The organism is bacterium (assembly GCA_030247525.1).
GTDB lineage: Bacteria > Electryoneota > JAOADG01 > JAOADG01 > JAOADG01 > JAOTSC01.
This window is the reverse complement of record JAOTSC010000102.1, coordinates 1-11,873: the sequence shown is the minus strand read 5'-3', so window position 1 is coordinate 11,873 and position 11,873 is coordinate 1. Positions and strand designations below refer to the sequence as shown.

11 protein-coding genes are annotated in these 11,873 nt (G+C 47.3%); 2 read left to right on the top strand and 9 right to left on the bottom strand.

The genetic code is table 11. The features are described 5' to 3' along the window. From pgk to OEM52_10055, 8 genes are all read right to left on the bottom strand, one after another. Positions 1 to 552: phosphoglycerate kinase (gene pgk, locus OEM52_10090; GenBank protein ID MDK9700481.1), on the bottom strand; the 552-nt coding region annotated here is incomplete at its 3' end. 159 nt (positions 553 to 711) lie between these two features. Next, a complete protein-coding gene (gene gap, locus OEM52_10085) occupies positions 712 to 1,707 on the bottom strand; it encodes a type I glyceraldehyde-3-phosphate dehydrogenase (GenBank protein MDK9700480.1) in 996 nt (331 codons plus the stop codon). 342 nt (positions 1,708 to 2,049) lie between these two features. Continuing rightward, positions 2,050 to 3,090 carry a 6-phosphofructokinase gene (locus OEM52_10080; GenBank protein ID MDK9700479.1) on the bottom strand — a complete coding sequence of 347 codons (1,041 nt, stop codon included), beginning with the start codon at positions 3,088 to 3,090 and terminating at the stop codon, positions 2,050 to 2,052. A gap of 154 nt (positions 3,091 to 3,244) precedes the next feature. Then, complete coding sequence (locus OEM52_10075) at positions 3,245 to 3,706, bottom strand: hydrogenase maturation protease (protein ID MDK9700478.1); 462 nt, start codon at positions 3,704 to 3,706, stop codon at positions 3,245 to 3,247. An 85-nt stretch (positions 3,707 to 3,791) separates the two neighbouring features. Next, a complete protein-coding gene (locus OEM52_10070; protein MDK9700477.1) occupies positions 3,792 to 4,595 on the bottom strand; it encodes a succinate dehydrogenase/fumarate reductase iron-sulfur subunit in 804 nt (267 codons plus the stop codon). Next, a complete protein-coding gene (locus tag OEM52_10065) occupies positions 4,595 to 6,508 on the bottom strand; it encodes a fumarate reductase/succinate dehydrogenase flavoprotein subunit (GenBank protein ID MDK9700476.1) in 1,914 nt (637 codons plus the stop codon). Before OEM52_10065 ends, OEM52_10070 begins: the two co-directional genes overlap by 1 nt. A 9-nt stretch (positions 6,509 to 6,517) precedes the next feature. Continuing rightward, complete coding sequence (locus OEM52_10060; protein MDK9700475.1) at positions 6,518 to 7,174, bottom strand: succinate dehydrogenase cytochrome b subunit; 657 nt, start codon at positions 7,172 to 7,174, stop codon at positions 6,518 to 6,520. Positions 7,175 to 7,336: 162 nt separating this feature from the next. Next, positions 7,337 to 8,527, bottom strand: a complete 1,191-nt coding sequence (locus OEM52_10055) for a M28 family metallopeptidase (protein ID MDK9700474.1) — start codon at positions 8,525 to 8,527, stop codon at positions 7,337 to 7,339. Positions 8,528 to 8,761: 234 nt separating this feature from the next. On the opposite strand from OEM52_10055, the gene OEM52_10050 reads away from it, so the two are divergent. After that, on the top strand, positions 8,762 to 10,138 hold the full coding sequence (locus tag OEM52_10050; GenBank protein ID MDK9700473.1) for a hypothetical protein: 1,377 nt from the start codon (positions 8,762 to 8,764) through the stop codon (positions 10,136 to 10,138). Between the two features lie 34 nt (positions 10,139 to 10,172). Here the strand turns inward: OEM52_10050 and OEM52_10045 are convergent, their stop codons facing one another. After that, a complete protein-coding gene (locus OEM52_10045; protein MDK9700472.1) occupies positions 10,173 to 10,478 on the bottom strand; it encodes a helix-hairpin-helix domain-containing protein in 306 nt (101 codons plus the stop codon). A gap of 386 nt (positions 10,479 to 10,864) precedes the next feature. On the opposite strand from OEM52_10045, the gene OEM52_10040 reads away from it, so the two are divergent. Further along, a partial coding sequence (locus OEM52_10040) for a hypothetical protein (protein MDK9700471.1) occupies positions 10,865 to 11,873 on the top strand: 1,009 nt, incomplete at its 3' end.

Sequence of the window (11,873 nt, the reverse complement as noted above, 5' to 3'; positions counted from 1 at the left end):
ATTACTCATCGAAACAGCTAAGTATTGCAACTCTTCTTCCATCAGGAATCCTCCGACACACGGGTTTAAAAACTTCGTAACCCCTTCGGTCGAGGCATGCGCGCGATGCGCCGAACCGAAAGCGTCGTTAACATATACTTCAGCGACTTTTGCCAACGCTTCGGAAAATGCCGGATCGTTCTTCTCCTCTTCGGGATGGAATCGGACATTCTCTAATACTAATACATCACCATCGTGCATCGCCGCTGCCATTCGCTCCACTTCCAAACCAATACAATCGGGGGCAAAGGCAACTGGTTGCGCCAACAGCTCGCTTAAACGGATTGCACATGGTTTCAGTGAATACTTAGGATCGGGTCCACCCTTAGGGCGTCCGAGGTGCGACGCTAAAATGACCCGTGCACCATTTTCCAATAAATGGCGAATCGTCGGTAACGATTCAATAATTCGTCGGTCGTCGGTAATTTCGCCATCTTGCATCGGTACATTAAAATCGACTCTTACGAGGATACGTTTTCCGCGCGCTTGAATATCGCGAATGGTTTTCTTCATAGATCGCTCCACCAGTAAGGTGTTTACCCTCTCAATGGTAGGGTAAATCCTGCAATTCACTCAGCATATAGATTGGGGTAGACGCACTATTCCGTCTACGTGAGGTGGACAGACAAGAGTGTCTGTCCTACCTACTTTTACTTCTGTCCTACAGTTACTTTACTTGAGTTTCATCATGAGATCGACGACGCGATTCGAGTAACCCCATTCGTTGTCATACCATGCGAGAACTTTAACCAATCGCTTATCCATAACTTGCGTAGACTTCGCATCGAAGATAGAAGAGTGCGAATTTCCAACGATATCAATTGACACAATTTCATCTTCGGTGTACTCGAGAATACCTTTCATCGCACCATTGGAAGCCGCTTGCATCGCCGCATTGATCTCTTCAGGTGTGGTGTCTTTCGCAACTTCGCACACGAGATCGACTAAGGAACCATCGGGTGTCGGAACACGAATTGCGATGCCGTCGAGTTTTCCTTTCAATGCGGGAATAACTTTTCCTACGGCACGGGCAGCGCCGGTGGTGGTCGGAATCATCGAAAGAGCGGCAGCGCGGGCACGGCGTAAATCCTTGTGTGGTAAATCGAGAATTTGTTGATCGTTGGTGTAGGAGTGAATCGTCGTCATCCAACCGCGAACGATGCCGAAATTGTCATGCAACACTTTTGCTACCGGAGCAAGACAGTTGGTCGTGCAGCTTGCATTCGACACTACTTTATGCTCTGGTTTCAGCATATCTTCGTTCACACCCATCACGATCATCGCATCGATGGGGTCTTTCGCCGGAACGGTCAGCAGAACCTTTTTTGCACCAGCGGAAACATGCTTTTGCAGGTCTTCCATTTTGGTGAATTTGCCAGTCGATTCGATGACGACATCGACATTAAGCGCTGACCAGGGAAGCTGCGCCGGGTCTTTGATGGCAGATACGGCTATCTTTTTACCGGCTACGATTATATCGGTGCCCTCAGTCGTTACCGCTTCGGGAAATCTGCCATGTACGGAATCATACTTTAAAAGATGGGCTAATGTTTTTGCGTCGGTGATATCGTTGATTGCTACAAATTCGACATCGGGACGTTTATATGCGACTTTGAAAACCAGTCGACCGATGCGACCAAAACCGTTGATTGCGACACGAAGTGCCATGTATTCCTCCATTGAGTATTCTTTGAATTACCGTCTGGTCAGGGTAGCATATCTCGGAGAGGTGGTCGACGGTAGAAATTGGGCTATAAGATACATACGTTCCAATCCGATTGCATGTTCCAAATACAATAAATCGCAAATACTTTCGCTTATTTACCAAGATTCAAGCCAAGATTTACTTCATTAACGTCACTGGTTTTGTTGCTACAATGGCAAGTATGAGGAGAAGAAATCGGTACTTCTTCATGGCTCGTTCTCCAAAGTGAAACCGCAAGAAGAAATAAGTTGAAAAGAAAAAGGGGAGCGTTCGCTCCCCTGTAACATATAACAACAAACAATCAATTAAAAGAATAAACTGGCAATTTCGTAAAATTCCGGATTGACCACTTTATTCTGTAACACAGCATCTTCGAGCGGAATCAAGATAATATCTTCGCTTCGGAGGGCAACCATCTTACCCCGCTCGCCATTAGCTACTGCGTCGACTGCCGCCACGCCAAACCGAGTCGAGAGGATCCGGTCGTACGCCGTCGGGATACCACCACGTTGGATATGACCAAGATTCGTATATCGGGTCTCGCAACCGGTACGTTTCTCGATTTCGTCGGATACCCACTGTCCGATACCGCCAAGCATAACGTGACCAAATGCATCCTTTTTATCGGAAATTGTAGTCATTCCACCATCTTTGGGAACTGCACCTTCCGCGACGACGACAATAGAGAAACTTCGCCGCTTATGCCGCTCCATGAGTCTTGCAACGACATCTTCGATATCGAACGGCATTTCCGGGATGAGGATTTCATCGGCACCACCGGCAATCCCTGCCATCGTTGCGATCCATCCGGCGTGACGTCCCATTACTTCAACGACCATGATTCGGTGGTGTGACTCGGCAGTCGTTTGCAATTTGTCGAGCGCTTCAGTAACCGTTTCCACCGCGGTATTAAAACCGAAGGTGTAGTCGGTGCCCTTGATGTCGTTATCAATAGTTTTCGGAACGCCGACGACTTGAAATCCCAGACCATGCATCCAAAGCGCAACCCCAAGCGTGTCGTCGCCACCGATGGGGATTAAGGCATCGATCTCATACTTCTTCATGTGATGTACGATTGCGTCAAGATGATCTTGTTTTTTGCGCGGATTCGTGCGCGAAGTACCAAGTATGGTACCACCCCGGCGAAGAATACCGGTGACCGAAATCGAACTAAGCGGTTCAATCCGGCCTTCAATCAAACCTTTCCAACCATCGCGAAAGCCGAAGACTTCAAATCCATACGAGTGGACCGCACGTCGTACTACCGCACGGATAACTGCATTCAAACCCGGACAGTCGCCGCCGCCGGTCAATACGCCAATCTTTAATCGTTTTTCGTGTGACATTGATTCCTCTGTGTGTTAATGGAGGAATATAACACCGGTAATGGTTTGGAAAAAGGTGGTTTGTTGAGTGTTTGGAAGGGTACAATTTTGCAGGTAAATGGAACGGAGGTGGAAATGCGAAAGTAGGATGAACAGTATCGATAATGACTTACAACTAAATGGATGCAATGATTTTATCAACAAACAAAGGCATCGCAAACTCGACCGCAGGTGAAAGTTTTTCCCCTAAGGTGTTCGTATTGCTGACTTCCATCGCCAAAATCGAAAATTCTTTCGGAAATGGAAGTTTCAGTTGGTGGGCAATTCCCAACAGTTCCGGCAAACCAGTAAAATGAGGGGAAGGTGCCGTAACCGGCGCTAATTTATTGGGATCGACGACTAAAATCGTACCTGGGGGGTGTTTTCCAGTTTGAATTGAATCGACTAAAATCGCCCGGTCGTATCCCATAAAGAACTCCAACAGGGCGATTCCATGTACCGAACACTCAACAAACTCGATCTCAGAGTTTAAATGTCGCGCCTCCCAAAGGCGACGCGCCTGCCGAACAGCCAAGATGCCAATGGCATCATCGCTGATCATTTCGTTTCCGAGACCGAGAACTAATGTTTTTATCATGTGTTGTCGAATGTGTTAAGAATTCGTTACTACAATATACTGTTTTTCCAGTAGATAAAAAGCATAATCGGATTGCTATTACGAATTAAAAACCTCCTGCCGGACCCGTCTCCTGATCAGCGGCAGTCAGCCGCGCCAGCAAATAATCACGATTCAATCGCGCAATGTTTGTAAACTTAATCTCTTTTGGACAAGCCGCTTCGCATTCCAAATGATTGGTACAATTTCCGAAACCAAGTTCGTCCATTTTTGAAACCATCCGGGCAACCCGTTGATACCGCTCCGGTTGCCCCTGCGGCAATAGACCGAGATGCGAAACCTTCGCCGACACAAACAGCATCGCCGATCCGTTTGGACAGGCAGCGACACACGCTCCGCAGCCAATACAAGCTGCTGCATCCATCGCCAAATCAGAATCTTTCTTAGGAACAAGTATCGCATCGGCACTTGGCGCTTGTCCGGTTTTCACCGTGATAAAGCCACCGGCGGCGATGATTTGATCAAACCCGCTGCGGTCAACCGCAAGGTCTTTGATAATGGGAAACGCCTGTGCTCGGAATGGCTCGATGTATAGCGTCTCACCATCGTTAAAGTGCCGCATATGGAGCTGGCACAGCGTTGTTCCCTTCAATCTGCCGTGTGCTTGTCCATTCACTACCGCTCCGCACATTCCACAGATTCCCTCGCGACAATCGTGATCGAACGCAATCGGTTCCTCTTTTCCTTCCAACGTGATTCTTTCATTCACTACATCGAGCATCTCGAGGAAGGACATTTCAGTCGATACGTTCTTAGCGTCATAGTGGGCGAATGCGCCGGGCTGATTGGGATTCGGCTGCCGCCAAACTTTCAATATCAGATTGATTGTTTTTGCTTCGTGGGCGCTCATTATTTATAGCTCCTCTGCGACGGCTTCACATGCTCGAATGTTAACTGCTCTTTGTTTAGTTTCGGCGGCTTCCCGGGACCATCGTATTCCCAGACAGCGGCGTACGCGTAATTCTCATCGTCCCGCTTCGCTTCGTTATCTTCGGTCTGCGATTCTTCGCGGAAATGACCACCACACGACTCAGTACGATTCAATGCGTCAGTTGCCAACAACTCACTAAAATCAAGAAAATCTGCTACCCGGTAAGCTTTTTCCAGCGTTTGATTAAAATCTGCCGCCGAGCCAGTCACTTTCACATTCTTCCAGAACTCTTCTCGTAAAGCGGGAATCTCTTGGAGTGCGGTTTTGAGACCTTTCTCGTTTCTCGCCATCCCGACATTGTCCCACATAATCTTTCCGAGCTGCCGGTGGAAATCATCGACCGTACGATGACCATTGATCGAGATCAATTTCTTGATGCGTTCGTTCGCCTCCTTCTCTACCGCTTGGAAAGCAGGATGCGTCGAATCGACCGGAGCAAACTTCGTGGTTGCTAAGTAGTTTCCAATCGTATAAGGAATCACGAAATAACCGTCGGCTAACCCTTGCATTAGCGCACTCGCACCAAGCCGGTTCGCACCGTGATCGCTGAAGTTCGCTTCTCCGAGGACATGAAGACCGGGGAGCGTGCTCATCAAATTGTAATCGACCCAAATGCCACCCATCGTATAGTGTATCGCGGGATAAATCATCATCGGTTCTTGATAGGGATTGGAACCGGTAATCTTCTCATACATATCGAACAGATTACCATACCGTTCAGCGATTTTATTTTGACCGAGCCGCTTGATCGAATCAGTAAAGTCGAGATACACCGCTAACCCGGTTGAACCGACGCCAAGACCGTCATCGCAGACCATTTTCGCGTTTCGCGATGCAACATCGCGCGGGACCAAATTCCCGAAACTGGGGTAGCGTTCTTCAAGAAAGTAGTACCGTTCCGAATCGGGAATGTCCGATGGCTTGCGAGGGTCTTTCGGCTTCTTTGGTACCCAAACTCGACCGTCATTGCGAAGACTCTCGCTCATCAAAGTAAGTTTCGATTGATAATCGCCATGCACCGGAATACAAGTGGGATGAATTTGGGTATAACAAGGATTGGCAAATCCAGCGCCCTTCTTGAAGGCTGCCCACGCCGCGGAAACGTTGCAATTCATCGCATTCGTGGAAAGGAAATATGTATTGCCGTAGCCGCCGGTACATAAGCAAATTGCATGGGCAGAGTGAGATTCCAATTGACCAGTCACCAAGTTTCGGACGACAATACCTCGCGCGACACCGTCAATCGTAACGATGTCAATCAAATCGCGGCGCGGGAACAGTTTCACCGAACCTTTCCCGACTTCCTTCATCAATGCACTGTATGCGCCTAACAGCAATTGCTGTCCGGTTTGACCCCGCGCGTAAAACGTGCGTGATACCTGCGCGCCGCCGAAACTGCGATTGTCGAGCAATCCGCCGTACTCGCGGGCAAAGGGAACGCCCTGCGCGACACATTGGTCGATGATGCTGTTGGATACTTCGGCAAGCCGGTACACATTCGCTTCCCGGGCGCGGTAGTCGCCGCCTTTCAACGTATCGTAGAAGAGTCGCCAGACCGAATCGCCATCGTTGGGATAATTCTTCGCAGCATTGATACCGCCTTGGGCGGCGATGCTATGTGCGCGGCGGGGACTATCGTGGAGCGTAAATGCGTGGACATTGTAGCCAAGCTCGGCAAGCGACGCTGCCGCCGATGCTCCCGCTAAACCCGTACCGACCACGATGATCGTGTATTTCCGTTTATTTGCCGGATTGACCAGTTTCAAATCGAAGCGGTGCTTTGTCCACTTCTCGGTGATTGGTCCACTGGGGATTTTCGAATCAAGTTGCATTCCATTACCTCATTTCGCCAGTGAGAATGCGATGAGCGGTAGGATACCAAAGCCGATGGCAAACGCAACGCCAACGACTTTGCCGACGATTTTCAGGACAGGCAGTGTGCGACTGTTCGTCCAGCCCAACGATTGGAAGAGACTCCAAAAACCGTGGCTGACATGAATGCCGACAATGATCACCATCGCGATGTAGTAGAGTATTCTTGCCGTTCCGGTGAATGCAATTAACACCTGTTCCACCAACTCCTCACCAGTCCAACCGTTGACATAATTCTTAACAGTGAAATCAGAGAGGTGGATGATTAGAAAAACGAGAATGAGCAAACCACTGTAGGGCATGGTAGCGCTTGCCCAAGTCTTCCCGCCCCGGCCGCTGGAGACCGCATATTGACTCCCCTTGGCTTTGCGGTTTTGCAAGAAAAGGGTAAGTCCTAACAGGATATGGGCAAGAAATATCGCGCCAAGACCGATCTCCATAGCGACAACAACGAGGGGGAAACTATGCAGGGTGTGCGCATACAAAGCAAGCATTTCTTTGCCGCCGACGAGGGTCAGGTTTCCTGCCAAGTGGGCAATCAGAAAGAACAAAAGCAAAACACCCGATACCGCCATGAAAATTTTCTTGCCGACGGATGAAGCAAGCAACCGGAGAATCCAATTCATCCTTACTCCTAATCGATAGGATCGTTGATCATTGTGAATGCATCTGGGATTTCATCTGTGAGGTTGGTGGAATATACACAGAAAGATTGAGAGTTGCATCTATCAGTCAAGTATGAGAAATATTTCCCAAATTCAAAGTCTTAAAAGGCGTGTCAGTATTGACTACCAGATTTGTATCAGCTCGTAGATTGTTGTCGTGACGCTCTGAATTGAATCGAAATCGAGTTGTTCAATCGTATCGTGTTCGGTATGAGGTATGGTGTACACTTGCGAGAAGATCCGTTCAGAAGAAAACACGATGCATGGAACTCCACGAAACGCAAATATTGAGTGATCCCCTTGATACCACGGTTCTTCGGTTACGATACTTCTGGCGTTCGCGATTACTTTTTCGAGTCGTTGCTGTTGCTTGTTATCCAGATTTAAGCTGCACACACTCGGAGCGTACCCTTTCAAACCGACGCCATCGACATTGATTAAGAGTTGTAGACCGTTGGTATTCACGTCAAAATCGTCATCGTACAACATCTCGCCCTCGGCGCCGCCGGAATCCTCACTGTTGAAAAACAGCCACTCGATTGTATGCTCAGTACTGACTCCTTGCAACCACTCAGCCAATGTTAGCAGAATCGCGATACCGGTGCCATCGTCAATCGCGCCGGGGGTTCCGAACGTCGTATCGAGATGAGCACAGAGGGTGATCTTAGTTGGTTGTTTTCCAACTTTCTGACCGATTATCGTCTGGCTTTGTGTCGCATTACGCAAGGTGTCGAGTCGAAGAGTCGCCAACTTTCCATTCCAACGGCGTACTACCGCTTCCTCTTGAAAGGAAACGTACGCTGAAGGTACAATTAAGTCAGCATCGACAAATGCCCCGACCGCACGATCCACTCGACTACTAACCGTTACAACTGCTTCCGGTTGCTTCGCTTCCAAGAGCGCATTGAGTTTTTGGTGCTCCTCGGGATTGTAAAATCGGAAGCGTTTGGGCATAATTGTATCTTTGATAAAGTCACCATACAGTAACGCGATTTTTCCCCTGAGTTCGGCATGTTCCAACTCTTCCACTTTTGTTATCAAAGCAATTGGCGCAGTCACATAACAAGGACGGGAATACTGGGAAGCAAACACCGGGATCGCTTCGCCGGCGATGGGAAGTTGAGCCTCCAAACACTGCCAATCGATGACATCGAACGGTTGGGTTTCAACCTCGAGACCACACGATTGCAACTGGCGCAACACATACGCATCAGCCCGGCGATTGCTCTCCGAGCCAGAGGTGCGTTCGCCAATCTCGTCAACTAAAACAGTAAGATGTTTTTGCAACGAAGCAAGCTGGGTGTCCCGTTTCATCGTTTCCCTTTCCATAACATGAACAATATTCAATGCTTTTGAAAAACTACTTTAGTGGATTTCCGACCCGATGAGAACAAGCGGTAGAGAAGAAAGCAATCAACAATAAACTAAAAAAGATACCACGTAGAATCAACCAAAGGAAACCGACATATTCATCTTAACAGTCTAAATTTCTTTGAATCATTGGAAAGAAAGAATAACTTAACAAAACAACATGAACTGGGAGGATGTATGCTATCCAATACGAGTTCCTATCCGAACGATTCACTGCATAGCAGTAATAACGTAACCAGTGCAAACAAAGTGATAACCGACCCACTGCCTCCACCCTATATCCCATCCGGGATCACCAACATTTGGAGTTTACCGGAAACCGCGCTAAGGAAGCTCATTGAACGGCAAGGGGATAAAACCGACGACCAATTCGTGTTAACATCAAGGAAAATCTACTATTACGTTTTGTTTTCGTTTGCAGCGGCAGTGTGGGCGGTGCTCCTTGGTTGGCTAAGCGAAAAATTCGTCTGGTCATTCATGCACCAGATTCTGTTCGGTGCCGGGTCGTTGTTCGCGTGCTCGATTTCTGCGATTTATCTTGCCAAAGTGATATACTGGTTTTGGCGTCCGCTGAAACCGGGTATCATTGTAACTCCACTACACCTCATCCAAATCGACGAAACGGGAGTGATCAAATATAAATCACTCGAGTTGTTACAGACCGTTGTTATTCGAAACACCAAGTCAATGGGCGTTTTCCGGGGGGCTTCGGTATTACTCGATTTCGTTGGTTCGACGACTTACCTCAGCTTAGAAAAAGCGTCCGATGCCAGTTCTTTAGAAGTCGCTGTTTCGGTGTATCGAACAAATTTGAAGAATGCGACATTGCAGAAGCTGCATAATCTTACGCGTAAGTTTAACGATTTCGAGAGTGTTGGAGAGGCTGTCCAATTTGATGCGAAAGCGCAGAAACGCGGAGTACCTTCGTTGGCAGGCGCTCTAACAATCGGGCTTTTGTTTGGTATCGGGGTCTATGTTACTGGTGACTACTTGAATGGCGAGTATCGCATTCGATTGGATAACGAACGAAAGTTCGCATTAGCCAAAGCAGAACAAGAAGCTGCGCTCAAGATACAACGCCCACCCCTAACCCGGCCGGAACCGCTTAAAGAAGTGAAGAAACAAATTCCGGTAACGCCACAGAGCCGCCCCGATCCTTACTATACCGCACCGACCAGTGGTTTAATCGAATCGAAAGGTGAGCTGGGGAAAATTCCTATCAAATTCGTTGCCGAAGGGGGTGGGATTCATTACTTCGTAAAAATTCGAAACGCTACAACCAACGAGTTGGTTCATAGTGTCATCGTTCGATCTGGTCAAACCTTGCGCGTCCACCTGGGTGCAGGTCAATACTCTTTCGAGTATGCGGCGGGGACAACTTGGTCGGACAAGACGAAGTCGTTTGGTGACAATGAGATTAAGTATGCCGATCCGAAATCGTATGAGTTGAAGACCGAACCCGGACGACCAATCTTCGGTAAGACACTTGAGATGAAAACAACGACTGATAAAAAGCACATCCAAGTGATTGCCTACGACTTAGCGCTTAGTTAGAATTACTACCGGTAGAATGAAGAAGCAACGATACTTATCGTTGCTTTTTTGTTGCGGTATCTTTCCAATTCCACCATTTCAGCTGCTCGGGATTTCGTCCACCGTTCGCATAATACACTGCGCAGCGAAAAACATACAACAGGCAGCGATCCTGCACCATCCCAGCTTTCGCGTTGGATCGTCGATACAACTCTTCGGGATCGCGATTTTCCAAATCGGCAACTTGATGGACACCAATTTGACGTAAATCGGCAGCAATCGATTTTCCAACTCCGGGGATGGAAAGTAGTTCATCGGTTGCTTTCCGAACTGGTGTTGCTGACTCATTTTGAGATAGCAAAGTTGAAGCCCTTCTTTTATCACTCACTTGATCGATTCACTCAGTGCTCTTACTTCAAAAATATATTCTAAGGCATCTCACTAAAAAAAAGATGATATGTTAACTTAACAACAGCTCTTTGTGATATTGAGTTATCGTCAAGTGCTGTCGATACATTCTTCTACGAAAGTACTAGTTGACAGTTGAATATATTTATCATAAATATGCTATTTTGTAACATACGCAAAGCTCAAATGATATGAAATATCGTCTGTTTTTGTGGATTTCTATTTGACCTTCTTCGATTGCAAACTATATTTAAAGTGAGGTGGAATGCCATCACATTTTAACTGCTACAAAAGCTGTTCTTTTTGGTTAGGTTCGTTTTTCAAATGGAGGAGGTCGCTATGAACCGGGATGCTTCTTTGAAACAGAATCGACTGCTGATTTCCGCACTTTTTTCGATTCTATTGGTTAGCTTATCGTTTGCTCAAGATTCACTGACGATTACCCGTGTATTTAATCATTCCTACCCTGGTTCGATTACATGGGATGTGTCGTTACTTGACAACTACCTTTATGTCGACAGTGATCCTGGATCGCTTCAAACTTGGAACATCACATCACCCAATTCCCCCGTCTCAATTAACAACCCGCTTCCAAACGGCGGTGGCATCACTCAGATTGATAACAACTATGCATTTATGGCTGCACGTAATCACTGTTCGATTGTGAACATCTCGAATCCCAGCCATCTTACAGTTACAACATCATTTACAGTTCCGTTTGCTGACCACGTTGTTGTGATTGATTCACTAGTGTATGTTGCTGACCGCTATGTGGGAATTCACATTTACTCCGTTGCAAATCCGTTATCTCCACAATTGATTCGGGATGTTACAAACTCAGGGATTTCAAGCATTGCAGTTGAAGGCAACCGTTTGTACGCTGGTCAAACAAGCGGCGGATTAAGCGTGTACGACATCACCAATCGAACCTCACCTATACTCATTGGCTCGATTGCTGGTACAAGCACTGCGCGCAGATTAGTAGTTAGAGACGGAATCGTTTATGTAGCAAACTTCGACGCTGGTGTCAAAGTCTACAATGCTACCAATCCATCAAGTATACAACTACTCAATCAGTGGCATGGTTTCAGTAGTGGAAATACTTGTGATGTTTTGCTCGCTGATAACAGACTATATGTAGCCAATGGGACGAATGGTTTATGGGTATTCGATGTATCGAATCCAGCACATTTTGTTCAAATTGGAAGATATGTAAATTCGACCCCGATTATATTACGCCTTGTAAACAATATTCTATATGCAGCGGAGTATTCAACGGGCTTCTCAATCTATCGGGTCGATTCAATAAACCCACCACCACCACCGCCGGTTGGTGATACATTAGTTT

Coding starts and splice junctions, on each gene's coding strand:
- OEM52_10070 (MDK9700477.1), bottom strand. CDS start 4,595: ATGAGCGCCCACGAAGCAAAAACAATCAATCTGATATTGAAAGTTTGG.
- OEM52_10075 (MDK9700478.1), bottom strand. CDS start 3,706: ATGATAAAAACATTAGTTCTCGGTCTCGGAAACGAAATGATCAGCGAT.
- OEM52_10055 (MDK9700474.1), bottom strand. CDS start 8,527: ATGAAACGGGACACCCAGCTTGCTTCGTTGCAAAAACATCTTACTGTT.
- OEM52_10050 (MDK9700473.1), top strand. CDS start 8,762: ATGCTATCCAATACGAGTTCCTATCCGAACGATTCACTGCATAGCAGT.
- gap (MDK9700480.1), bottom strand. CDS start 1,707: ATGGCACTTCGTGTCGCAATCAACGGTTTTGGTCGCATCGGTCGACTG.
- OEM52_10065 (MDK9700476.1), bottom strand. CDS start 6,508: ATGCAACTTGATTCGAAAATCCCCAGTGGACCAATCACCGAGAAGTGG.
- OEM52_10080 (MDK9700479.1), bottom strand. CDS start 3,090: ATGTCACACGAAAAACGATTAAAGATTGGCGTATTGACCGGCGGCGGC.
- OEM52_10060 (MDK9700475.1), bottom strand. CDS start 7,174: ATGAATTGGATTCTCCGGTTGCTTGCTTCATCCGTCGGCAAGAAAATT.